The organism is Acinetobacter sp. V116_7 (assembly GCF_056735735.1).
Genome location: NZ_JBWZIF010000027.1, coordinates 210,828 through 236,226, shown reverse-complemented (window position 1 = coordinate 236,226; position 25,399 = coordinate 210,828). Strand labels below are relative to the sequence as shown.

General features: G+C 38.3%; 25 protein-coding genes. 9 read left to right on the top strand and 16 right to left on the bottom strand.

Going from position 1 to position 25,399, the window contains the following annotated elements; translation table 11 throughout:
• The first annotated feature begins 116 nt into the window (after window positions 1-116).
• Complete coding sequence (mrdA, locus tag AC1PJP_RS13690; RefSeq protein WP_479767280.1) at window positions 117-2,135, top strand: penicillin-binding protein 2; 2,019 nt, start codon at window positions 117-119, stop codon at window positions 2,133-2,135.
• A complete protein-coding gene (rsmD, locus tag AC1PJP_RS13685) occupies window positions 2,135-2,686 on the top strand; it encodes a 16S rRNA (guanine(966)-N(2))-methyltransferase RsmD (protein ID WP_198306848.1) in 552 nt (183 codons plus the stop codon). The genes mrdA and rsmD overlap by 1 nt, the downstream gene beginning before the upstream one ends.
• A 41-nt stretch (window positions 2,687-2,727) precedes the next feature.
• Here the strand turns inward: rsmD and AC1PJP_RS13680 are convergent, their stop codons facing one another.
• From AC1PJP_RS13680 to AC1PJP_RS13645, 8 genes are all read right to left on the bottom strand, one after another.
• Window positions 2,728-3,297 carry a HupE/UreJ family protein gene (locus AC1PJP_RS13680; protein ID WP_322005120.1) on the bottom strand — a complete coding sequence of 190 codons (570 nt, stop codon included), beginning with the start codon at window positions 3,295-3,297 and terminating at the stop codon, window positions 2,728-2,730.
• A 9-nt stretch (window positions 3,298-3,306) separates the two neighbouring features.
• Window positions 3,307-3,921: an urease accessory protein UreG gene (gene ureG, locus AC1PJP_RS13675; protein WP_002117800.1), complete on the bottom strand. Its 615-nt coding sequence runs from the start codon at window positions 3,919-3,921 to the stop codon at window positions 3,307-3,309.
• 24 nt (window positions 3,922-3,945) lie between these two features.
• Window positions 3,946-4,611 (bottom strand): urease accessory protein UreF, encoded by a 666-nt coding sequence (locus AC1PJP_RS13670; protein WP_151827569.1) that lies wholly within the window; start codon window positions 4,609-4,611, stop codon window positions 3,946-3,948.
• Window positions 4,598-5,080: an urease accessory protein UreE gene (gene ureE, locus AC1PJP_RS13665; RefSeq protein WP_151821564.1), complete on the bottom strand. Its 483-nt coding sequence runs from the start codon at window positions 5,078-5,080 to the stop codon at window positions 4,598-4,600. Before ureE ends, AC1PJP_RS13670 begins: the two co-directional genes overlap by 14 nt.
• Window positions 5,081-5,152: 72 nt before the next feature.
• The gene (ureC, locus tag AC1PJP_RS13660; RefSeq protein ID WP_479767277.1) at window positions 5,153-6,853 is read right to left on the bottom strand and encodes an urease subunit alpha; all 1,701 of its coding nucleotides are present in this window, start codon (window positions 6,851-6,853) and stop codon (window positions 5,153-5,155) included.
• A gap of 37 nt (window positions 6,854-6,890) precedes the next feature.
• On the bottom strand, window positions 6,891-7,199 hold the full coding sequence (locus AC1PJP_RS13655) for an urease subunit beta (RefSeq protein WP_479767275.1): 309 nt from the start codon (window positions 7,197-7,199) through the stop codon (window positions 6,891-6,893).
• An 11-nt stretch (window positions 7,200-7,210) separates the two neighbouring features.
• Window positions 7,211-7,513 (bottom strand): urease subunit gamma, encoded by a 303-nt coding sequence (gene ureA, locus AC1PJP_RS13650; RefSeq protein ID WP_002117495.1) that lies wholly within the window; start codon window positions 7,511-7,513, stop codon window positions 7,211-7,213.
• A 100-nt stretch (window positions 7,514-7,613) separates the two neighbouring features.
• Window positions 7,614-8,489, bottom strand: coding sequence for an urease accessory protein UreD (locus AC1PJP_RS13645; RefSeq protein ID WP_479767272.1), 876 nt, complete (start codon window positions 8,487-8,489; stop codon window positions 7,614-7,616).
• Window positions 8,490-8,690: 201 nt separating this feature from the next.
• Between AC1PJP_RS13645 and AC1PJP_RS13640 the strand changes: the two genes are divergently transcribed.
• Both AC1PJP_RS13640 and AC1PJP_RS13635 read left to right on the top strand, forming a co-directional pair.
• Entirely contained in the window at window positions 8,691-9,014 is a 324-nt protein-coding gene (locus AC1PJP_RS13640) for a hypothetical protein (RefSeq protein WP_005042208.1), read from the top strand.
• A 187-nt stretch (window positions 9,015-9,201) separates the two neighbouring features.
• Window positions 9,202-9,672, top strand: a complete 471-nt coding sequence (locus AC1PJP_RS13635; RefSeq protein WP_416685338.1) for a copper resistance protein NlpE — start codon at window positions 9,202-9,204, stop codon at window positions 9,670-9,672.
• Window positions 9,673-9,729: 57 nt separating this feature from the next.
• Here the strand turns inward: AC1PJP_RS13635 and AC1PJP_RS13630 are convergent, their stop codons facing one another.
• Entirely contained in the window at window positions 9,730-11,334 is a 1,605-nt protein-coding gene (locus AC1PJP_RS13630; protein WP_151828376.1) for an isocitrate lyase, read from the bottom strand.
• A gap of 588 nt (window positions 11,335-11,922) precedes the next feature.
• Here AC1PJP_RS13630 and AC1PJP_RS13625 point away from each other — a divergent pair.
• From AC1PJP_RS13625 to AC1PJP_RS13615, 3 genes are all read left to right on the top strand, one after another.
• Window positions 11,923-12,912, top strand: a complete 990-nt coding sequence (locus AC1PJP_RS13625) for a LysR family transcriptional regulator (RefSeq protein WP_004703082.1) — start codon at window positions 11,923-11,925, stop codon at window positions 12,910-12,912.
• Window positions 12,913-13,024: 112 nt separating this feature from the next.
• A complete protein-coding gene (paeA, locus tag AC1PJP_RS13620; protein WP_004793961.1) occupies window positions 13,025-14,350 on the top strand; it encodes a polyamine export protein PaeA in 1,326 nt (441 codons plus the stop codon).
• Between the two features lie 568 nt (window positions 14,351-14,918).
• Entirely contained in the window at window positions 14,919-16,256 is a 1,338-nt protein-coding gene (locus AC1PJP_RS13615) for a CitMHS family transporter (protein ID WP_416704359.1), read from the top strand.
• Window positions 16,257-16,296: 40 nt separating this feature from the next.
• Here the strand turns inward: AC1PJP_RS13615 and AC1PJP_RS13610 are convergent, their stop codons facing one another.
• Entirely contained in the window at window positions 16,297-16,809 is a 513-nt protein-coding gene (locus AC1PJP_RS13610) for a hypothetical protein (protein WP_004793963.1), read from the bottom strand.
• Between the two features lie 222 nt (window positions 16,810-17,031).
• Between AC1PJP_RS13610 and AC1PJP_RS13605 the strand changes: the two genes are divergently transcribed.
• Entirely contained in the window at window positions 17,032-17,580 is a 549-nt protein-coding gene (locus tag AC1PJP_RS13605) for a DUF2239 family protein (RefSeq protein WP_479767269.1), read from the top strand.
• A gap of 53 nt (window positions 17,581-17,633) precedes the next feature.
• On the opposite strand, the gene cysN is transcribed toward AC1PJP_RS13605, so the two are convergent.
• The 5 genes from cysN to lysS form a co-directional block, all read right to left on the bottom strand.
• Window positions 17,634-19,247 carry a sulfate adenylyltransferase subunit CysN gene (gene cysN / locus AC1PJP_RS13600; protein WP_479767267.1) on the bottom strand — a complete coding sequence of 538 codons (1,614 nt, stop codon included), beginning with the start codon at window positions 19,245-19,247 and terminating at the stop codon, window positions 17,634-17,636.
• 30 nt (window positions 19,248-19,277) lie between these two features.
• Window positions 19,278-20,186, bottom strand: coding sequence for a sulfate adenylyltransferase subunit CysD (cysD, locus tag AC1PJP_RS13595; protein ID WP_000140408.1), 909 nt, complete (start codon window positions 20,184-20,186; stop codon window positions 19,278-19,280).
• Window positions 20,179-20,310, bottom strand: a complete 132-nt coding sequence (locus AC1PJP_RS13590; protein WP_002117520.1) for a hypothetical protein — start codon at window positions 20,308-20,310, stop codon at window positions 20,179-20,181. Before AC1PJP_RS13590 ends, cysD begins: the two co-directional genes overlap by 8 nt.
• 254 nt (window positions 20,311-20,564) lie before the next feature.
• Window positions 20,565-22,013: a capsule assembly Wzi family protein gene (locus AC1PJP_RS13585; protein ID WP_151987209.1), complete on the bottom strand. Its 1,449-nt coding sequence runs from the start codon at window positions 22,011-22,013 to the stop codon at window positions 20,565-20,567.
• Between the two features lie 186 nt (window positions 22,014-22,199).
• A complete protein-coding gene (lysS, locus tag AC1PJP_RS13580) occupies window positions 22,200-23,729 on the bottom strand; it encodes a lysine--tRNA ligase (RefSeq protein WP_004793971.1) in 1,530 nt (509 codons plus the stop codon).
• A 258-nt stretch (window positions 23,730-23,987) separates the two neighbouring features.
• Between lysS and AC1PJP_RS13575 the strand changes: the two genes are divergently transcribed.
• A complete protein-coding gene (locus AC1PJP_RS13575) occupies window positions 23,988-24,476 on the top strand; it encodes a YqiA/YcfP family alpha/beta fold hydrolase (protein ID WP_004793973.1) in 489 nt (162 codons plus the stop codon).
• Window positions 24,477-24,528: 52 nt separating this feature from the next.
• Here the strand turns inward: AC1PJP_RS13575 and AC1PJP_RS13570 are convergent, their stop codons facing one another.
• On the bottom strand, window positions 24,529-24,969 hold the full coding sequence (locus tag AC1PJP_RS13570) for an SRPBCC family protein (RefSeq protein ID WP_479767263.1): 441 nt from the start codon (window positions 24,967-24,969) through the stop codon (window positions 24,529-24,531).
• Window positions 24,970-25,399: the final 430 nt, after the last annotated feature.

Below are 25,399 nucleotides of genomic sequence, written 5' to 3'. Positions count from 1 at the left end.
GTCAAAACGTATCTTATCGAAATGCACGGAAACTTTGAAAATTATGCAATATTTTAAGTGCTCTTGCGTTAGAATAAGCAGCTATTTTTCTACCCTATGTCATTAAGTCGATCCTTATGAAGCAGCACTTTCCTTTAAAAGATATCCAGCAAGAAAAGCGCATTTATCGAGGACGAATCTTTTTTGCCGTAGGCCTTGTTATCGTTTGCTTATTAGTACTGATTAGCAGATACGCTTATCTGCAAATTTTTCACTACGACGAGTTTTCTACCGCATCTGATAAAAACCGAATTCGCTTACAACCACTTCCACCTGCTCGTGGTTATATCTATGACCGAAATGGCGTATTACTGGCAGATAATTATCCTGTTTTTACAGCAACTTTAAGTAAAACAGATGTAGAAGATGTGGATGGTGTTGTTGAGCAGCTACAGCCTATTTTAGATTTAACACAAGAAGATATTGACCGTTTCAAAAGTCGTATAAAAACTGCTCGAAAAACTGAACGTGTCGCAATTAAACTTAATCTAACTGAAGCCAATATTGCCAAGTTTAGTGAAGCTAAATATAAATTTCCCGGCGTAAGAATCGAAACACAGATGACCCGTTACTATCCACACGGTGAGTTATTTGCTCATGTGATTGGTTATGTAGGGCGTATTAACGATAAAGAATTAAAAAGTATTGATAAAGATTTATATGCTGGAACCAACCTAATTGGAAAGATTGGCGTTGAGAAAAGCTATGAAGATTTGTTACATGGAACACCAGGTTATGAATCTGTTGAAGCAGATGCTCACAGTAACATATTGCGCCATTTAGGCCGTAAAGATCCTACTCGCGGCAATGACCTCTATTTATCTTTAGATTATGGTTTACAGGTTGTTGCATCTCAACAGCTCGCAGGCCGTCGTGGCGCCATTGTTGCCATCGACCCTCGTACTGGCGAAATTCTGGCTTTAGTATCTAGTCCAAGTTTCAACCCTAATTTATTTGTGACGGGTATTAACCATAAAGATTATAGTTCTTTACGGGATAATTTAGATCAACCGCTTTATAACCGTGCGGTGCAAGGTGCATACCCACCAGGTTCTACCATTAAACCAATGGAAGCGATGGGTGGTTTACACTACGGCATTGTAAACTGGTCAACAGCCATTTCTGACCCAGGCTATTTCCACTTACCTGGCGATTCGCATAAGTTCCGCGACTGGAAAAAAACTGGTCATGGAATCGTAAACATGCATAAAGCCATCATTATGTCATGTGACACCTATTTTTATATTCTCGCCCATCAAATGGGTATTGATCAAATGAACCAATGGATGCGTCAATTTGGGTTCGGTCAAAAAACAGGTGTCGATCTACCAAGTGAAAGCGAAGGTCTTTACCCAAATCCTGAATGGAAAATGCGTACTCGCAAAGCCAAATGGATGAAAGGTGAAACGATTTCTGTGAGTATTGGTCAAGGTGCATTTACAGCTACACCTTTACAACTTGCTATGGCGACTGCAATTACAGCCAATCATGGTTCTCATGTCACCCCTCATGTCTTGCGTGCAACGCATGGTGCAAAACCATTTACTGTACGTAATGCACCGGATGGCAAAATCAACTTCAACGGAACAGATGAGGACTGGATTCAAATGCGCGATGCCATGATTGATGTAATTCAATCAGGTACTGGTCGAGGCATTCGTACACCTCTCTATCAAATTGCAGGAAAGACAGGAACTGCGCAGGTTAAAAGTATTGCACAGGGTAAACGCTACAATGAAGCAGCCCTGAGCGAACGCCAACTTGACCATGGTTTATTCGTTGGATTTGCACCTGCTGATAAGCCAGAAATTGCGATTGCCGTGATTTGGGAAAATGGTCGTCATGGTGGTTCTGCTGCTCAACTTGCAAGACCTATTTTTGATTACTGGTTATTAACTCGTAAGAAAAACCCAGTTCGACCAGCAAACCATCAAGTCAATGGTGGACTAATGACCGCTGGAATTAAGCCAGGTGAGCTATCAAGCGGCGGCGAAGTTGCTAGCTCTACTCCAGCATCAGCTACTTCAACTGCACCCGCAGCCTCAACACCACAGGCTATACCAGCTCGCCCTGCAACCAATGAGGTCGATGAATAATGAAAAACCAATTACGCATTATTGGTGGCGAATGGAAAAGACGAGTACTTCCCTTCGCTAGCATTGAGGGCTTACGCCCAACGCCAGACAGGGTACGTGAAACTCTATTTAACTGGCTCATGTGGGATATTCAAAATGCTCATGTACTTGATATTTGCACAGGCTCTGGCGCATTAGGTTTTGAAGCGTTGTCACGTGGTGCTGCGTCAGTTTATATGATTGAACCAGACAAAACTCAGGCACGTTTTTTAAAAGATAATGTTGAGCTATTAAAAGCCAAAAACTGTCATTTAATCAATGCGACTGCTCAACAAGCTTTACCTCGTTTAAAAGAACAGTTCGATGTTGTATTTTTAGACCCACCTTATAGTCTAGATTTATGGCAAGAACTTTCAAACTTGGCAGAACCCCATATTAAAAAGAATGGGTATATTTATGTTGAAGCTGATCGAGATTTATCTCAACTTCTCCTCCCTTCAACATGGCAACAAGTTAAAACAACGAAAGCTGGTACTGTTCACGCAGGGCTTTATCAAAAAGTAGCTGAATAAAAAAGGTAGCCTAGTGCTACCTTTTATTTTCGAAATGATGACTAACTTAATCCAATCACTGCAACAACTGCTGCACAGGCGCCAACAATTTTTTTGCCATATGGCACATATCGTGTAAGTGCAGCACCCAATGCTAAGCCACCACAATAAATTAAAGCCATAGCTGAAACCATACCCATTACTAATGCAACAACATGGCCTGAGTGTGCTAATTCAACACCATGCGCTATGCCATGAAAACTCGCAAGTAATGCCGCGGCGATAGGTAAAATTCGATTTGATTTTGTCCATAGTGCAATTGCTGTAACGACTAAAGAAGCAACAATTCCATATTCAGCAACATTTACAGGGACTAAGCCTTGAGCACCGATTAAAAAGCCAATAATTAGGGTTACACTTAAAGTTATGACACCTGCAATTTTCCATTGCTTAGCTGCCGACCAGAGTAGAACACCAAAAGCCAAAGCCATGATTAAATGATCTAAGCCAGTAAATGGATGAATAAAACCTGCTATAAAACCAGAATGTTCATGGTCATGTCCTGGGTGTGCCATTGCAAGTGCCGGCAATAATGCAAGGAGCCCTATGCCCCATTTTTTAATGAAGTTCATAATCTCTCCTTAAGCTTTAAACAGCCCTTGTTTCTCTATAAATTGAATGATTTCTTCAAGACCATCTTGCGTTTTCATATTTGAAAATAAGAATGGTTTTTCTCCGCGCATGCGTTTCGCATCTTGATCCATCACATCAAGATTTGCGCCGACCATTGGTGCAAGGTCTGTTTTATTGATAATGAGTAAATCTGATTTGGTAATGCCCGGCCCACCTTTACGAGGAATCTTTTCTCCGCCTGCGACATCAATCACATATAGAGTTAAATCAGAAAGCTCAGGACTAAATGTTGCAGCTAAATTATCGCCACCACTCTCAATGATAATAAGCTCCAAGCCTTCGAACTTTTCACATAAATCATCAATTGCAGCCAAGTTAATTGAAGCATCTTCACGAATTGCCGTATGAGGGCAACCACCTGTTTCTACACCCACAATACGATCTGGCGACATCGCTTCGTTACGGGTTAAAAAGTTTGAATCTTCTTTGGTGTAAATATCATTTGTCACCACAGCCATGTTGTATTTATTACGCAAGGCTAAACATAAATTAAGTGTAAGCGCAGTTTTACCCGAACCTACCGGTCCGCCAATTCCAACTCGTAATGGACTACGTTCTGTCATGATTTTTATCCTTCTTTCCTAAACTTAAGATCTGAATAACCGTGAATATTGTGTTTCGTGTTTCATGCTCAGCATTGCATAACGGGGTAAAGCACTACTCAATTGCTCATCAACAAGTTGCAAAGCTTTTTCCACAGCTTGGGGCACCAAACCATGTAAGTGCCATAAAATTCTTTGTCCAGCCATTTGCCCTAAAGGAACAGTTTTTACTGCTGCTAAAACCTGATTTTCTAAAACGGTAAAGGTATAAGCTGTGAGCACGTCAACATCGGCAAGCCCAAGTCGACCACAGAGCTGTGCATAGACAGGCACAAAACCAAACTGCTTTTTAACCTCAACAGGTTTTTTTAAAACATCTCTAATCCACGCATTCAAAGAAAATGCCAGCTGTTGAGACTCTGCCAAAAGCTCTTTAGTTTCACGACTTGCCTTATATAAATTTGCCCAAACCAGAAACTGATCTTGGTCATCATGATGTTGCATAAGACGTTTTAATACGGGTAGCTCAAACCTTACTAACAGCATTTCCAGCACTTCTTCGAAATAAGAAATTGCCGAGTTTTCATCGTGTATTAAGCCAATATCGATGGCTGTTTCTACACCTTGTGAATAACAATATGCTCCAACTGGCAGTGCCGTAGAAGACAATGTCAGCAATTGAAGTAATTGCGCTGCGTTATGAATGGACATGGTGCAAAGCTTTGATTGGGCTTAAGCGGTGGTCATGACTATGCTGTGCATACGCGCCGCTTTCAGGTTCAAAAGGATGATCAGTTTCTGAAACTGTCAGCCCCAGTCCCTCCACCATTTCTGCAAGCACATGATCAGGTTCAAAATATAAAGCTGTAGGCGTCAACATTAATGGCACATGTCTGTTACCAAGGTGATAAGCCGCTTTAAGCAAATCAAAATCGCTTGTTGCACTGACTTGCATCAGACGTTCAGGCTTAGCATCTACACGTAGTACATCACCTTGTTGAGTTGCAATATATGAGCCACTACGCAAAATGCCAGTACGAGGTAAATCAGCACCAATATCTACACCACTCGCTAAAGTCGCCCGAAAGCGGGATTTTTGGCGGGTATCAAAAGTCAGTTCAACCGTTTCAAATGCTTGATCAGGAGAAATATGTTCAAGGCGTTGTGTATAGATTTTCATTTAGCTCTTCTCTCCTTATTTATTTCATTCACGTATATAAATTAATGAGGCAAATCACCTCGACAAAATTCATCAAAACAAGAAATAACGCTGAGCCATGGGTAATACATCAGCAGGTTCACACGTTAATAACTCACCATCAGCTCGTACCTCGTAAGTTTCGGGATGTACATGCATAACAGGGCAATATGTGTTGTGTTTCATGTCAGTTTTGCTAATTTCGCGTGTGTTTTTACACGGACTAATTAACTTCTTGAGGTTTAATTTTTCAGCAACTTTTTCATCAATCGCTGCTTGAGATAAAAAGGTAATGCAAGTGTTATGAACACCACGTGGATAGGCACCAAACATTGGACGGTAATGCACTGGTTGAGGTGTCGGAATTGAAGCATTAATATCACCCATTGGTGCTGCTGCAATCATGCCGCCTTTAATAATCATCGAAGGTTTCACACCAAAAAAGGCTGGCTTCCATAACACTAAATCAGCAAGTTTCCCGACTTCAATCGAACCGATTTCATGGCTTAGACCATGGGTAATTGCTGGGTTAATCGTATATTTAGCAATGTAGCGTTTAACGCGATTGTTATCATGAAATTCATTGTCACCCTCTAAAGGACCACGTTGAATTTTCATTTTATGGGCAGTTTGCCAAGTACGTAAAATCACTTCACCTACGCGCCCCATCGCCTGAGAGTCAGAAGACATCATGGCAATTGCACCTAAATCTTGCAGAATATCTTCAGCGGCAATGGTTTCACGGCGAATACGGCTTTCTGCAAAAGCAATATCTTCAGCAATTGCAGGGTCTAAATGATGGCAAACCATGAGCATATCTAAATGCTCATCAATGGTATTAATCGTATAAGGTCGCGTTGGATTAGTTGAAGATGGCAATACGTTACTTTGCCCAATCGCTTTTAAAATGTCAGGTGCATGCCCCCCACCCGCACCTTCGGTATGGTAGGTATGAATCGTACGATTTTTAAATGCAGCTAGAGTTTCTTCTAAAAAACCGCTTTCATTTAAAGTATCTGTATGAATCGCTACCTGCACATCAAACTCGTCCGCAACACTCAAGCAGTTATCAATAGCTGCCGGTGTTGAACCCCAATCTTCATGCAGCTTTAAGCCAATTACTCCAGCTTTAATTTGCTCACGAATTGGGTCAGGTAAACTCAAATTCCCTTTGCCTAATAGACCAATATTCATAGGCAAATCATCAATCGTCTGTAACATGGTCGCAATATGCCAAGGACCGGGAGTCACTGTCGTTGCAGAAGTTCCGGCTGCAGGCCCTGTACCACCACCGACCATGGTTGTTGTACCAGACATTAGCGCAGTTTCAACTTGTTGAGGACAAATCCAGTGAATGTGGGTATCAATACCGCCTGCTGTTAAAATTTGTCCTTCACCCGCAATCACTTCTGTTGCAGCCCCTAAAGGAATCGTAATGTCTGGTTGAATATCTGGATTTCCAGCTTTTCCTATTTTCCAGATTCGGCCATTTTTTAAGCCCACGTCAGCTTTAACAATTCCCCACCAATCCACGATTAAAGCATTGGTAATGACTGTATCAGCAACTTCATCAGCTAAAAGCTGTGATTGCCCCATTCCGTCACGAATAACTTTTCCGCCACCAAATTTAACTTCTTCACCATAAGTCGTTAAGTCTTGCTCAACTTCAATAAAGAGCTCTGTATCTGCCAAACGAATACGATCACCAACCGTTGGACCAAACATCTCAGCATATGCACGACGTGACATTTTCATAACTTATTACTCATCTCTTTCATTATCGTTGTTATGTTTAATCCAACTTGCCCATGACGCGACCTGCGAAACCATAAACCTCTCGTTTACCGACCAAAGCAACAAGCTCCACTTCTCGAGTTTGTCCCGGTTCAAAACGAATTGCTGTACCAGCTGCAATATTCAGTCGAAAACCCTTCGCCATTTCGCGATCAAACTGTAATGCATCATTTGCTTCATAAAAATGAAAATGGGAACCCACCTGAATAGGTCGATCACCAATGTTGACAACTACAACTTTTAAAGTTTGTCGCCCAACATTCAGTTCAATATCAGCATCTGGAGTAATGATTTCACCGGGGATCATAAGCGTTCCTTTTATACGATTGGCTGGTGGACTGTGACTAATTTCGAACCATCTGGAAAAGTTGCCTCAACCTGAACCTCAGCAATCATTTCTGGCACCCCATCCATCACATCTTCGCGCTTTAATAAGGTAGTACCGTAATGCATCAAGTCACTGACCGTCATACCGTCTCGTGCACCTTCAAGTAAAGCTGCTGAAATAAAAGCAATAGCTTCTGGATAATTCAGTTTCAATCCACGCGCTTTACGACGCTCAGCCACTAAACCTGCAGTAAAAATGAGTAACTTATCTTTTTCTGTTGGATTGAGTTCCATTTCTCTTTCCTAAATTGCATTTATATTGTTTAAGCAAAATACGTGCTCAAAAGTAGCATACTTGTTTTGACTGTTTTTTAAATACGCAATTTAACGTAACTTAAGTTTTCCAAATTCTTGGAAATTCTTCATCTAAATCAAACCAATAATGTCTTAATCTTGCTCGTATAGCCGCAAAAGCATCATGACAATGTCGAACATCATTTCCCAGAAAACGAGCCGAAACTACATCATCCAATAATGTTAATGTGACAGGTGCTTGCATACGCATCATCAATTCTCGAATGAGTTCTAACTGCTGTTCTAAATAAAAAGCTGAGCGATACTTCTCGGGAGCGACTGCCCAAAAACTTCCCATTACAGCTTGATTATTCATACCTAAACATGAACTCAGCCAACGATCTTCTCCTTCAAAATACAATGTATCTGCAACCAATAATTTATGTTCTCGCCATAATTTAAACTGGTTGTGATAACCACCTTGAATAAAGCGCTCTGCACGTGCCTGTCGCCCAAGCACTAACATATCCCACCCAATAAAACTCGCAGCATTATCAAGGTGAATATGAGTTTCTGAATGTGCTAAAGCTCCATCAAACAGCATCGTTTCTTGTGGAACCCACTCTAAAATGGACTGATCTTTCACATGCAAGTGAATATGTTGAAAAGCTTGCTTACCATTGGTTTTGTACCATTTCCCTGCGCCCGGAGTAGTTACTACCGCATGAGCTTGATCTTTGGTTTCAATTTCAAACGTCAGATGATCTCCTCCTGCAATTCCTGCTGGAGGATGAACAATAATGGCATGACATACACCCGTTCTTTCAGGCCAGAGCATTTTTTGCACCCTAACAGGGCCATGGTGCTTCCTGTGACTCATTATGGTGCGTGAATTTTCAAAACAAAATCCGAGCTCTAATTGCGCATACCAAAATGGTGCTAAAGAGTTTTTTGAAAACGTTTGTACCTGATTCATTCTGGTTCATATGTTCAAAATAAGTGCTTAAAGTTATAAGCAAAATACGCACCAAATATGAAAATAAGCCCACTGATAAAATTAGATACAATTTTTCGATTTTAATGAGTTAAAAAATCATCAATGTCTAACATAAAACCACAGTAACTTATGGAATTGTTTATACAATAGCGCCCACCGTTGCTTCCATACTTGCTCTCCATGAAACTTTTTTTCGTGTTAACCCCACTTGTCTTTTTAACTGGGTGTATTTTTGGCCAATCTAGTGAGGTCAAACGTGCAGAAAAGATCCTGCACAATTTCGAATGTAAAAATGTAGAGACAAGCCAGCTTGCAACAAGCTCGATTAATTCTTATTACCAGCAATCTTTAGCGGTAAGCAAAGAAAAAGCAACTTCATACGTAGAGAGCTACAAAAATGGTGAAGAATTATTCGACATGCCGCTAGATGAAGTTTTAAAGCAACAATACCAACTCTATAAATCAGCATGTGACTCTCTAGGTGGAGTTTCAGCGCAACCGTAATTTATAAGGTATTCATTAAATTGTTTTAGTGGATACCTGCTTTTTATTTTTGTTTTAATAATTATTCCAAAATTTACTCACTTTACCTTTTGTTAAAATTAAATTACATACTTAAACTTTTATTAAGCTCTCATATTTCATAGCCTGTTATTTGTTTTTTTATTTATTTTCCGAGGTTTAGATCATCATGAAAAAAACATTATTATCAGTTGCACTTGTAAGCGCCCTTCTTGTTGCTTGTAGCAAAAACGAAAATAAAGCCGATACAACAACACAAGCCTCTGCTCCAGCACAAACTACCGAAGCGAATAACAATGCAGTAGATACTGCTCATACAGCTGAAAACTCACTAGATTGGGATGGCACATATAAAGGCACTCTTCCATGTGCGGACTGCGAAGGCATCAAAACTGATTTAGAGTTAAAAGATGATAAAACTTATGAATTGACTGAAACTTATCTTGGCAAAGGTGATAAGAAACCATTTGAAACCCATGGTACATTTACTTTTGACAAAGATAATACTTCAGTCATTACATTAGATGATAAAGGACAAAACCGTAAATTCTTTATTGGTGAAAATACGGCAACTGCTTTAGATATGGAAGGTAAGAAAATTGAAGGCTCTTTAGCTGAGCATTATGTTTTGAAAAAATAATTATTTTTAATATAAAAAACCCGCTCATGTGAGCGGGTTTTCTTTTGAAATCAATTCTTAGTGAGCTGCGAATTGGTTCATTGTGTTTTTAGCATCATCATGTGCTTTAAGAGCGTTGTCACCAGAGAAGATTTCTTTGTGATCATCACCGATGTCAGAACCCGCCATTGCTTGGTGTTTAACACAAGCGATACCACCACGGATTTCTTTACGTTGTACGCCAGCAACATAAGCCAACATACCTTCAGAACCGAAGTAACCTTGTGCAAGCTCATGTGTAGAAAGAGCAGCAGTATGGTAAGTCGGAAGTGTGATCAAGTGATGGAACACACCCGCTTCACGAGAAGCATCTGCTTGGAATGTACGGATCTTAGCGTCTGCATCAGCAGCTAATTCAGTATTATCATATTCAGCGCTCATTAATTTAGCACGGTCATATGCAGAAACGTCTTTACCTTCAGCAACCCAACGGTCGTAAGCTTGTTGACGGAAGTTTAAAGTCCAGTTGAATGATGGGCTGTTGTTATAAACAAGCTTAGCATTTGGAACAACTTCTTTAACACGGTTAACCATGTGTGCAATTTCTTCTACGTTTGGAGTCGCAGTTTCGATCCAAAGAAGGTCAGCACCGTTTTGAAGGCTAGATACACAGTCAAGTACAACACGGTCAATTTGCGTGTCAGCACGGAACTGATATAAACCAGAAGCTAAACGCTTAGGACGATGTAGTTTACCATCACGCTTGATCAAGATTTCGTCTTCTTGAGCATCAGCAATATCAATTTCTTGAGTATCTAAATAGCTGATGTATTGAGAAGCGATGTCACCTGGCTCTTTAACCACTGGGATTTTTTGAGTCAAGTCAGCGCCTTCAGAGTCAGTACGCGCAACAATGATACCTTCTTCAAGACCCATTTCTAAGAATGCATATCGTAATGCATGGATTTTAGCGATGAAGTCTTCGTGTGGAACAGTTACTTTACCAGCTTGGTGACCACATTGTTTAGCATCAGATACTTGGTTTTCGATTTGAAGCGCACAAGCACCAGCTTCGATCATTTTCTTAGCAAGTAAGTAAGTCGCTTCTTCGTTACCGAAACCAGCATCGATGTCCGCAATAATTGGCACAACGTGAGTTTCAAAGTTGTCGATTTGAGCTGTGATTTCAGCTGCTTTAGCAGTATCACCAGCTTCGTTTGCTTTTTTAAGCGCACGGAATAAATCATTTAATTCTTTTGCGTCAGCTTGACGTAAGAAAGTATAGATTTCTTCGATCAATGCAGGAACAGAAGTTTTTTCGTGCATAGATTGGTCAGGAAGTGGACCAAATTCTGAACGAAGAGCAGCAACCATCCAACCAGAAAGGTAGATATAACGTTTGCTTGTAGTACCGAAATATTTTTTGTTCGCAATCATTTTTTGTTGTGCGATGAAACCATGCCAGCAACCTAATGATTGAGTATATTTGCTTGAGTCAGCATCGTATTCAGCCATATCACGACGCATAATCGCAGCTGTATACTTAGCAATATCCAAACCAGTTTTGAAACGGTTTTGAAGTTGCATACGAGCAGCATCTTCTGGGCTAATGTCTGCCCAAGTATTGCCGAATTTTGCTTTTAATTGACGTACTGCATCAATCGCTGTTTGATATGTAGTCATGATATTGTCCTGTATTCATTTTAGGATTTCATCGATTGAAGCCTAGAGTCACGTTACTTAAATTTCTTATGACACCAGCTGCTTCCTCATGAACACAGCTTAGACTTAGCCAATCAATTAATCCAATATCCTTTATTAATCTTCAGTATTTATTTAAAAAATATACCAATAAATCGATATTATAGATAAAACCCAAAAAACTAACACTTTGTTTATAAAAATAAAATTATTCTAAAGGAGTATAGAATTTTATTCTAAAAACCTAGTAAGTCTTATTTTTATACAATTTTTTAAGTTTTTCCATCCATTTTTAAGTTAAAAAGTCAATTGTAAATTAGGCTATTTTTGCCAATGTAAAAAGTCAATTTACATGCTAAAAAGTAGCTAGTTATATATAAATATATTCTATTTATCTCCTTCATACTTAAAAACGTAGCAAAGACAATAAAATCGAGCCTTTGAAGTACCTCTCACCCCTACTTAATTCCTACAAAAAATGTCGTTTTTCTCATCATTTTTTCACACAATAGTTATTAGATATGGCATAATTTGAAACAATTTCAGGGTTTTATTTTCGGTATTTTTTTTATGAATCTGGAGCGAGTAGATCTTAATCTATTAATATATCTTGATGTACTTCTTCGTGAAAAAAATGTTACACGCGCAGCCGAACAGCTTGGGGTAACTCAGCCTGCAATGAGTAATATTTTACGTCGTTTGCGTAATTTATTTAATGACCCTCTTCTTATCCGCTCGTCCGAAGGCATGACTCCAACAGAACGTGCACTTGAATTACAGCCTCGTATTCGTGATGCCCTTTCTGATCTTTCCATGATTTTGGAACCCCGTACCGAATTCCGCCCTTATACAAGTAATCGCGTTTTCCGCATTATGACGTCTGACTATGCTGAGGCAACTTTAGTTCCTCGTCTTGTCAAAGCGCTCCGCTCTGAAGCTCCAAATGTTGTTCTTGATTTTCTTACACCGAGTGATGTGTCTTATAGAGATATGGAACAAGGTAAAGTTGATCTTGCAATTAATAGATTTAATGAAATACCGCAAAGTTTCCATCAGGTTTTAGTTTGGCGCGATAGTTTCAGTTGTATTCTGAACGACAAACACCCTGCTGTGACTCATTTAAATTTAAAAAGCTATTTAGATGCACAACATATCTGGGTTTCTAAAACAGGTATGGGTGTAGGTTTTGGTGTAAACCCCGACAAACAAGGTGGTTTAGGCTGGATTGATCAGGCATTAGAACGTATTGGTCAACGTCGTAAAATTTCTGTATTTACTCGCCACTACCAAATGCCTGCGTTACTTGCTCAAAATGTAGATCTTATTGCTACATTACCAACACGTATGGCACGTCTACAAACACAGAACCCTAAACTGGTTATAAAGGATCCTCCTTTTTATATTCCAGAGTTCGAACTTAAAATGGCTTGGTGTCCGTTGTTACATCATCACCCTGCTCATCGCTGGCTGCGCCAACTTATCTTATTTGTTGCTCGTCAAATGATTGAAGAAGAAAACCGTGAATTTCTAACTAATAATTCACAATTTTCTCACTATTAAATAAATTTTAATTTAATTGTCCTATCTTCAAGCGCTGAGCAATCAATCTGATTACCTCAGCGCTTTTTTATGTTAAAACATAGTCATAATAATGATGAACCTCAGGTGATTTGTGAGTCTCTTTCAAAATATCATTATCATCGTACTGCTTATCATCGGAGCAGGCTTTTTATCTTTAACTGAAATTGCACTAGCAGGTGCCCGAAAAGTTAAGCTAAAAATTCTAGCCGAAGCGGGTGAAGAACGCGCCCAACAAGTACTAGATTTACAAGAACAATCTGCTGACTTTTTTGCAGCCTCTCAAATTGGTCTAAATGCAGTTGCAATTTTAGGCGGTATTTTGGGTGAAGCTGCTTTTCGTCCTTATTTTGTCACTTTAGTGGACCGCTTTTACACAGGCCCTTGGACACAAACGATCGGTTTTGCCCTTTCCTTTACCCTAGTGACCTCACTCTTTATTTTATTTGCCGATCTAATGCCAAAACGTTTGGCTATGATTGCACCTGAAAAAATTGCAATTAGTGTTATTAACCCAATTCAGGTTTTTATTAAGATTTGCAAACCCTTAGCTTGGGGAATTAACGCAATTGCCAACCTGCTATTCCGTTTGTTTAAAGTGAATACAACGCGAGAAGACAACATTACTTTTGATGATATTTCAGCAGTAATGGATGCAGGTGCTCAAGCAGGCGTACTTCAAAAACAAGAACATCACTTTATCGAGAATGTTTTTGAATTAGAAGAACGTAACGTACCTTCGAGCATGACTACACGTGAAAATGTTGTTTATTTCACTTTAAATGAACATGAAGATAGCATTCGTCAAAAATTAGCAGAGTATCCGTATTCAAAATTTTTGGTATGTAATGAAAATATTGATCAAGTCATTGGTTACGTCGATGCAAAAGACTTTCTTGTTCGCATTTTAAACAACCAATCCCCAACTCAATTGAATGAATCAACCATTCGTACTGTCTTGATGATTCCTGACACCCTAACCCTCTCGGAATTACTGGATCGCTTCCGCTCTACAAAAGAAAAGTTTGCGGTTGTGATAAACGAATATGCGCTTGTCGTAGGTGTTATTACTTTAAGCGATATTATGATTACGGTTATGGGCGACTGGGTAACACCAATTGATGAAGAGCAACAAATCATTAAGCGTGATAATAACTCATGGTTAATTGATGGCAGCACACCAATTGATGACTTAAGACACGCACTTGAAATTGATGAAATGCCTGATGAAGAAAATTATGAAACTTTAGCAGGCTTCATGATGTACCGCCTACGCAAAATTCCACGTCCGGCAGATTTTGTAGAATTTGGTGGATACAAGTTTGAAGTAGTCGACGTCGATCATTTTAAAATTGACCAACTTCTTGTAACTCGAATTTTAGAACAAACTGAAGTACATTCATCAATTGATGACAACTAATTTATATTAATTTAAATACCTCACCATTTTATGTGGGGTATTTTTTAATCTAAATAAATTTTTCAAATATGTGTAATAATTATTTTAGATTCATAAATTCAAGTTGCTCTTTTAATCTAAAAGCAATATTATTTAAATCAGCACTTATATTAAATCTTAAATACTGAAAAACAATAGAATAATCCATATATCTCAATTACCACTAAGCAGTTAAGTCCCAATTTATCTTACCTCAGAACTTATGGAACTTAGCTCAGAGCAAGTCTTTAAATGGTTCTTCTTCTCATTTCCCCCATCAAACTATATATAATTTAAAAAAATATCATATAATTTCTATTTTTATAAAACCTTTATAATCTATTATAATGAATTACATTTATTATAAGCTTACTATAATCTTAATATATATGTTCAGTATTTCGCCTAAATATACCCCTCCAACTGAATATATATTAACCAAATAAACTAAATATATTATTTGTCTTTTTAATAAAAATTAATAAGAATAACCAAGGTCAGAGTTTTGAATAAACTTGTTCAGTAAAACTATAGGCAAAGGATTGATTGTATGCTGACATTACTTGGTGTTGGCATGATTTTGTGCTTCATGTACTTAATCATGTCCAAACGTTTAAGCCCTATTATTGCTTTAATTCTCATCCCATTTATTTTTTCTCTTGTTGCCTGGGGCCTAGGTCACTACTTTGAAAGTTTAAGTCACATTGAACTCAAAGGTCTCAGTGAGATGATGCTGGATGGCATCAAAAAATTAGCGCCAACTGGCGTAATGCTTTTATTCGCAATTTTGTATTTTGCCTTAATGATCGATGCAGGTCTTTTCGATCCACCGGTTAAATGGATTTTAAAAAAGGTTAAAGGTGATCCTCTAAAAATCACACTAGGAACTGTGTTCTTAACCACAATGGTTTCTTTAGATGGTGATGGTTCAACAACCTATATGATTTGTGTAGCTGCAATGCTGCCACTTTATCAACGCTTAGGAATGAATACACTCATCATGACTGCACTTATGCTGTTATGTAGTGGTGTAATGAACCTAACACCATGGGGCGGCCCTACAGCTCGTGCTGCAAGTGCCCTGCAAATTGACCCAAGCCACATTTTCGTACCAATGATTATACCTATGGTCATTAGTATTGGTTGGTTATTCTTCTTGGCATACTTATATGGTCGTTACGAGCAAAAACGTTTAGGCGTTATTGAACTTGAAACTCACCATGGTGATAACATTACCGTATCGAAAGATCCTGAAGCGACTCGTCCACATTTACGTAAAGTAAATATGGTGCTCACAATCCTTCTTATGATTGCTTTGATCAAAGGCATTCTGCCTATGTCTGTGTTGTTCATGATAGCATTCTGTATTGCAATGCTCATTAACTACCCAGATGTTGATATGCAGAAAAAACGCATTGCAATGCATGCGGACAGTGTCTTAGCTGTTGTGGGCTTAATTTTTGCAGCGGGTATTTTCACAGGTATTTTATCTGGCACAGGTATGGTTGAGGCGATGTCTAAAGAATTCGTCGCAATGATTCCTCCAAGCATGGGTCCATACCTTGCACCGATCACAGCTTTAGTAAGTATGCCTTTGACATTCTTTATGTCAAATGATGCTTTCTTCTATGGCGTTTTACCTATTCTTGCTGAAGCTGCTTCACATTATGGTATTAGTGCAGAAGCGATTGCTCGCGCTTCGATTGTAGGTCAACCTGTACACTTACTATCACCTCTTGTCCCATCAACCTATTTGTTATGTGGTCTTGCTAAAGTCGATTTTGCTGACCATCAAAAGTTCACTTTAAAGTGGGCGTTCATAACTTGTATGGTATTAATGGGTACTGCTTTAGTGATTGGTGTTTTCCCACTATTTAGCACGCTTTAATTATTCATATGCAATAAAAAAGCCCCAATCGGGGCTTTTTTTATTTCTGTACATATTCAATTAAGTGATCTAACACAATTTGAAAATGCAATGTAATGTCTTCTTCTAAAATTTTATAAGCATTATCAAACTGAACCATTGGCCAACCTTCTTTCCAAAATGGAAAAATATTGTGTAGACCTTCAGTCACGATCGCGTCTTCACGACTAATCGCTTGAGCAACTTGAGCTAAAACCTGAGCGGTTTCTGCACCATCAATAGCTAAATAATCAATACCACGTGCTTTAAAAATACGGATACGGTCTTTTTTATAACGAATCTTTTTCGCCTGACCTGAATTCAAGCCTAATGCCAGCGTAGCAGCTTCTACAAACTTTTCTTCAAAGTTTGCATTCAACGCAACTAAAGCCTGTTTATGTGCTTCTTGACGCCCAGCTTTCCCCCCATTACGGATAATCTCATTTGCTTCCGTATCCAGCTTATCTTTTTTCATAGACTGTAAAATGTCTAAAATTTCGATATCGCTTAAAGATTCAGGAGATTGCTCAATCATGGGAGTCCTAATACACAAAAATAAAAAAACATTGTCTCATAAAAGCACTATTAAAGCCGAATAAAATTTTAAATAGCCTATTATCTTGACTATTTTTATAGTCCTAACTTCATAAACTACCCTCATAAAATCAAATAATTCTTTGGTTATCATTTTAATTATTTGCCAAATTAATTTTACCCTGATAATATTATTTTACCCAGATAAAAATATACGGCTAAAATGAATACTAAAATCACCTATACTGCTTTCACTGGAAGCACGCGTATTGCGAGCGACTCCCTCGTTGAAATTGCAAAAAAACTTAAAGATCTTCCGAAAACAACGGAAAATATTCTGATTTTTAATGATCAAACAGGTCAACAAATTGATCTTGATCTTTCTGGTTCGGAACAAGAATTTCAACAACGTTATGCTGAACCAGAAGAAATTAAAAAAGTTGGACGACCTAAACTCGGAGTAATTTCTCGTGAAATCACTTTACAGAAAAAACATTGGGATTGGTTAGATCAACAAAGTGCGAGTGCATCAGCAATAATTCGTAAGTTAATTGATAAAGAGTTAAATAACCCAAATTCTGAAGGTAATATTATGCTCGCTAAACAAGCCATCGACCGTTTTATGTCTGCGATGTTGGGTAATATGCCAAATTATGAAGAAGCAACACGCGCCTTATATCAAGGCGATCGAGATCTATTTTTAAAGATGATTCAGAGCTATCCTAAAGATTTAAGGGAATATTTAACTTTAAAAACTCAAAATATTTTCTAAACCCAATAAAAAAAACCCGCTTACGCGGGTTTTTTCAAAATTAATTCAGTCTATTAAAGACGAACTAATTCCACAACTTTTTCAACTGCTTCTTCAACGGTTTCAGCAGTAACTTCTGTATCTGCGCCATCCACAGCTGTAGTGATAACCACAACACCTGTCTCACGCAATAAAGTAATTTGCTCAGCAGTTAAGTTGGCTTTTGCAATCGCAACTACACCTTGTTGGATCAATAAACTTTCTAAAACTTGAGCTTTCTCGATTAACTGTGCAGAAACCCCAATCACCGCAGGTTTTTGACCTAAACGTGCAGCACGATCTTCAGCAGTAACAGGATTGCTATGTGCAGTCCACTCTACCGCAGACTCAACCATACCCGCACCAACCGTTACATTACTTAAACGATCAATGAAAATAAATGAACCTGTGTATCGTGAATCTTGATATTGGTCAAATACGACTGGTGCATCAAACTCAACAACAACATCTGCAATTGCATTTAATTCAAGCTCTTCAACCTGAGTATGCTCAAGCGTATTCACATTCACACGATAGTGAATATTAGTTACTTTGGCAGGGACAGTTTGTGTACCAATCTTAACGTTGTACAGCTTGCCTTTCACCAATGGATGTTCATTCATCCATACTACTGAAGCACGAACACTGCGAGAAATTAATGGTTGTTCGCCTGCACGTACTAAAACGTTACCACGGCTAATATCAATTTCATCATTCAACGTTAATGTAACCGCTTGACCTGCAACAGCTTGCTCAAGGTTACCGTCAAAAGTAACAATTTCTTTAACTGTAGAACGCTTACCAGAAGGTAACGCTACAATTTCATCACCAACATTAATTTCACCTAAAGCGACAGTACCAGCGAAACCACGGAAATCGAGGTTTGGACGGTTCACATATTGAACAGGGAAACGGAATTCGTGCTTGTTTGATTCACGACTAATTTCCACAGATTCAAGAATGCTCATCAAGGTTTGACCCTTGTACCAAGCTGTATGCTCAGAAGCATTTACTACGTTATCGCCATTTAAAGCAGAAATCGGTACAAACTGAATATTGGCTGGACGACGGTCACCCAATTGGCTTACGAAAGCATCATATTCAATCTGAATTTCAGTGAAGCGTTCAGAAGAGTACTCAACCAAGTCCATTTTATTGATAGCAACAACGATATTTTTAATACCAAGTAAACTAGCAATAAACGTATGACGACGAGTTTGAGTTTGCACACCATAACGCGCATCGATCAAGATAATTGCAAGGTCAGCTGTTGATGCACCTGTTGCCATGTTACGTGTGTATTGCTCATGTCCTGGGGTATCAGCAATAATAAACTTACGTTTTTCAGTTGAGAAATAGCGGTAAGCCACATCAATGGTAATACCTTGCTCACGCTCAGCTTGTAAACCATCTACAAGTAATGCCAAGTCTGGTGCATCACCTGTGGTTCCTACTTTTTTACTGTCACGCGTTACTGCTTGCAATTGATCTTCATAAATCAATTTTGAATCGTAGAGTAAACGTCCAATAAGTGTACTTTTACCATCATCTACGTTACCGCAAGTCAAAAAACGCAGAAGGTCTTTTTGTTCATGTTGCTTTAAATAGGCCAAGATATCTTGACTGATTAATTCTGATTGATGAGACATTGCTCAAACTCCACAAATTTAGAAATTGTCTTAGAAATAGCCTTCTTGCTTTTTCTTTTCCATTGAGCCCGCTTCATCATGGTCAATCATACGACCTTGACGCTCAGAACTAGTGGCTAAAAGCATCTCTTGGATAATTTCAGGTAACGTATCTGCTTCAGACTCAACTGCACCAGTTAATGGATAACAGCCAAGCGTACGGAAACGTACAGACTTCATCTGTGGAACTTCACCTTCTTTTAAACGCATACGTTCATCATCAACCATGATTAATGTACCGCTACGCTCTACTACTGGACGAACAGCAGAGAAATAAAGAGGAACGATTTGAATATTTTCTAAATAGATATATTGCCAGATATCCAACTCAGTCCAGTTAGATAAAGGGAATACACGAATACTTTCACCTTTGTTCACTTTACCATTGTAAAGATTCCAAAGTTCAGGACGCTGGTTTTTAGGGTCCCAACGGTGTTTACTATCACGGAATGAGTAAACACGTTCTTTCGCGCGTGATTTTTCTTCATCACGACGTGCACCACCAAAAGCAGCATCAAATTGATATTTATCCAAAGCCTGTTTTAAAGCTTGGGTTTTCATAATATCTGTATATTTTGAACTACCATGATCGAATGGATTAATTCCAGCTTCACGACCTTCTTTGTTCTGATGAACGATTAAATCAAAACCATGCGTTTTTGCCATGTTATCGCGAAACGCGATCATGTCTTTAAACTTCCAACCTGTATCTACATGCAATAAAGGAAATGGAAGTTTCGCTGGATAAAATGCTTTTAATGCAAGGTGAAGCATTACCGCAGAGTCTTTACCAATTGAGTAAAGCATGACTGGATTTTCAAATTCAGCAGCAACTTCACGGATAATATGAATGCTTTCAGCTTCAAGCTGCTTGAGATGTGTGAGTCTTGATTCAGTCATGAACACGTCCTTCTCTATCCATTTTGCCCATAAAATCTAGAAGTAGTATTAAACCACCACCTAGAAGACCATGTGGAGGAACGAGTGCCATAACAACTCCAATTTTTCGTGATAGATAATCCAACCACAAGCCTTTATATGGCTTATAGCATTAGTTATGCATTATAGTGATTTAAAACCGATTCCTTTTGCTTGTTTTTTCATATTGATATTCGATTTCATCATATACATGTAATATGCTGATTCACTTGCGCAACTTTGCAATCGTAGCTTGTGTAGCCAACTTAAGCAAATCATGTTCTAGTCTTTAGATTTCTCTAAAAACCATAAAAAAAGAGAAGCTTTGATCGCTTCTCTTTTCTAAAACATGATCTATTCTTAGAAACCGAACATTTTACGTTCTAATGGAATTTCAATTCCAATAGACGCACCTGCGTCATTACCTTCTAGATCAGAATCACTTACCCAGCCATTAATTTTTAATGGAAGATCAGGTTTGATGTAATGCGTCCAAGTTAAATCAAGGGCTTTGATTTCATCGTCTTTAGGGAATGCCTTATTGATTGCCAAATTAGATTGATTAACTTTAACCACCATTGCACGACCACTTAAACGGTTCATGACATCAAAGCGGATATCACCACCCACTGAGTACATTTGTCCATCACCACCCATCGCGTGGCCTAATGGGTAACCATGTTGGTAATAGCCATCTTTATATGTTGCATTATGAGCATAAGAGATACCTCTTACATCACCATTAGTTCGTGTATCCGCCCATTCTGCATAAAGTTGATAAGGCAAGTTATTGTAGCTAGATGAATAGTCCACACCCGCTAAGTACATTTTCTTAGAAGGTAAGCCACCAGCCTCATCCTCACCTACATATTGTCCATATATGCTAACTGGAACTTGGAATAGCGGTTGTAATAATAAGCGACCATCAAAGCCAGCAATTTGGTTAGATGGATCTGGTTCCCCCGTTCCACCGTTATCTTTATTGCCGACAAATGCATCCCATAAAGAACTAAAACTTTCAGGACGTCCATCACCGCCCCATTGAATAGCACGCGATGCACCCAACTCAATATAGGGTAATGGTTGTGCAGTTACACGCAATCCAATTAACTTTGCGTCTGGGACTGCTTTGTAGTCATCTAATTGACCAGCAAAAGCTTGGTATTGCCAAGGTCCAATCCAAGATAACCATTTTGTATCAAAAGCATTTTGCACAGCACGTTGTGCTGTTACACCATAAACTGGGCGGCTAGCATCACCACGAATTAAGCTACCATCATGGCCAGGACCCCACCATGTTGGAATTTGACCCGCAACTATCCACTGATTCCAAAGTTTACCAGCAACATATGAGCCTTCAACATTCACATCTTGCCCATTATCAATTTGTGGATCTTTTTCTGCATTTACTCGGATTTTTGCATCCCAGTTTTCACCACCAGCATTAAACTCTAAAGAACCTTGATATTGAGCTTTTTGGTTATCACCGAATGCTTGCGGAATATTTTTGCTATCGGTCTCAGCAAAAGCGCCCACTTTAACCGTATCGTTATCTGCTTTTAATGCATCAAGAACTGAATTAATAACTTTTTGTTGAGCTGGATGCGTCACTTGCGCTTGAGAGAGGGCTCTCTGGATTTCATCACCACTTAACGGCCAAGTTGAGGTGCTAATCTTGATAACACCTTGTTGATTCAACCAATTTAAGTCTGTACGTAAGTCCTCATTATTTAGCACTAAACCTTGTGCAAAAATAGCGGATGAAGCAGTTGCCAATATTGCAATCGAAAGTGTTTTTCTTAGAAACATGCCAGCCAATTCTCAAAGTTATTTATGAGCAACACCTTAAATTTTTTATCACAACTTTGCAATTGTTAAACTGTGCAATTACATTTTTTAACGCTATTTTAAGATTAGTGTAGATAGGTAAGTTTTTGAGATATAAAAGTAATAAAAAAAGGCAGTATAAATACTGCCTTTTTTGCCTTTAGAAGATTAACCTTCTTTACGGCGCATATGAGGGAATAAAATTACATCACGAATACTTGGAGCATCGGCAAATAACATCACCAAACGGTCAATACCGATACCTTCACCTGCTGTAGGTGGTAAACCATACTCAAGCGCTTCAACGAATTCTGCATCGTAATGCATTGCTTCATCATCACCAGCATCTTTTTCAGCAACCTGAGCTTGGAAACGTTCAGCTTGATCAATTGGATCATTTAACTCGCTGAAACCATTTGCCAATTCACGGCCACCAATGAAAAACTCAAAACGATCAGTAATATGTGCATTGTCATCATTACGACGAGCGAGCGGAGAAGTTTCAGCTGGATATTCAGTAATAAATGTAGGCTGACGAAGTTTAGTCTCAACAGTTTCTTCAAATACAATCGTTTGAAGCTTACCTAAACCAAAACCAGGCTTAACTTGTTCTTTTAATTCTTCACGAATAAATTGAGCAAGGAACTCACGGTCACCAACATTTTCAGGCGTAAATTGTGGATTATTCTCTAAAATCGCATCAAACATAGAGATTTTCTTGAATGGCCCTTTGAAGCTAAACACTTCACCTTGGTACGGCACATCAGTTGTACCCAAAATATCCAAAGCCAACTTTTCAAGCATGTTTTCAGTTAATTGCATCAAGTCTTTATAATCAGCATAAGCTTGATAAAATTCGATCATCGTAAATTCAGGATTGTGACGCGTTGATACCCCTTCATTACGGAAGTTACGGTTAATTTCAAACACACGTTCGAAACCACCAACAACCAAACGTTTTAAATAAAGCTCAGGTGCAATACGTAAGAATAAAGGCATATCCAAAGCATTGTGATGTGTTTCAAACGGACGCGCAGACGCACCACCCGGAATCACATGCATCATTGGCGTTTCAACTTCCATGAAACGTTCATTGTTTAAGAATGCTCGAATACCTGCAACAACTTTGGCACGGATTTCAAAAGTTTTACGTGTTTCTTCATTCACAATTAAGTCAAGGTAACGTTTACGGTACTTAACTTCTGTGTCATTTAAGCCATGGAATTTATCTGGTAACGGACGAAGAGATTTTGTAAGAAGTTCAAAACCTTCAAGATGAACATATAAGTCACCTTTTCCTGAACGTCCGATATAACCTTCAGCAGCAATAATGTCACCAAGGTCTAAACCTTTAATGGTCTCAAGAATATCTTTTGGTAAACCTTTACGGTCAACATATAGCTGAATACGACCAGTCATATCTTGAATAACCATGAAAGAACCACGGTTTAACATGACACGGCCAGCCACTTTTACATAGACATGCTCAGCGCTTTCAATTTGTTCTTTCGACTGATCTTTAAATTGTTCTTGTAGATCAGCTGCGTAGTGTTCACGCTTAAACGTATTCGGCCAAGGACTTTTTCCAGTTTCCTTCGCAACATCTTGGATTTGCTTTAATTTGGCATGACGCTGTGCAATTAAATCGTTTTCGGAAATAGTTGGTTCAGAAGTCGATTGAGCGTTTTGTTGCGTCATCTCTGCCTCGATTAAGTAAAAATTAAGTGCTATATCCTAACAGATTGCGGGAGTTTTTCGAATGATTTCAATCAAACAAAAATGAAAAAAGACAATTTTATAGAACAAAACACCACTTTTTAAAGGCAAAGTGACTTAGACCAATCGCTAAGATCATTTTTTAAAGCATTTAGTAAAATATAAAAAAATCCAAATAACCTCGATATTCAAAAGGCCCGATTTGCCTTTTATTTTATCAATGAGATTGTGTCGTAAATAATGAAAATTCTATTTTTACATGGCTTGGATTCTTCCCGGGAATCGACAAAGTTCCATGCCATTTTACATCCTGAAAAATTTTGTATTGACGTCGATTATCGTAACTTAAGTTATGCATCTGTTGAGTACTTTTACCATCAGGCTATTCAGACGATCAAACCAGATTTATTGGTGGGTCATAGCATTGGAGGCTATTGGGCTCTAAAAACTGCTGCTCAACATAAACTAGCAGTGATTGTGGCGAATCCAAGTCTTACCCCTAATTTTCGGGCAGACTACCCTCAACTTTCTGAAGATGAACTCATGCTCTCTAATCCTAAAATGGCCTATTTAGAATTAGGAGATGAGCAACTTGATATGTATCAGGTTCAAGAAAAACTTGCACCCTACATGAATATTGAAACATTTGAAGGTGGACATCATCGCTTAGCCTATCCTTCTCGAATTAATGATCTGATTATAAAAATTTATAAAAAATATTTGGCCTAGATTTATATCTTTTGATTATAAAAAACTGGTTTATATGTGATTTAAAGAAGCTTTATTTCGCTTCCGCCATTTTTTTAACCACATCAAAACCTTGAACGAAGCCACTTTTCAACATGCCCATATATTCGGGTAAAGTGGCCAATTCAACCTTTAAAGTGGTTATATTATCTTTTTGGTTTAGAAAATATTTTTCTAGAGAACCACTCCAACTTTTAACTTCTTCACTTTCTAAATCTTCTTTACCCTCCTTAATCATTCCTAAATGTTTAAAAATCAATATTTCCGGTTTTTGCATTTGTTCAATTGTAGAAACCATCCCATTTCCTTCGCCATCAAGAAAATAAGTTTTTCCACCTACTTGCCAGTCAGTACGCATTGAGGAATCTGGTGCAAAAAATTTCGTCCAAGCGTTATATGTTTCGCTATTCCAAAGTATGTCCCACACTTTTTCTATAGAAGCATCAATTTCCACTTCATATACTAAATTTTCCATATTTCACTTCCTTGATTTATACCGTCTTAATTACAGCAAATTTTAATTTTCGGTTTTAATAATGACATTCTGTAGCATCCTAGTTTGTTGTTATTTAGCTTTCATATGAGATGAATTTTTTAAATGATTCGGCACTCTTTATTTCATGATATTTTCACAAATAAAATTAACTGTAAGAATGCATTAATTATTATTAGTTTATGGCGAAGTTTTGCCTAAATAACCACTTATTTGTCCTAACCTGCCATTCATCTTTGCTTACGAATGATTAAACTCGGTTATTTACTTTACTTTGAATGTAGAACTGCGTAAAAATTTGATATCCGATCAAAGGCACATTGGTTATTATTGACCGGATCGTAGTTACATTATTAATAGATGGAATAGTTTTACTGAAAGGCAGCTTTGAGCAAACTTATCAGTGCGGAGA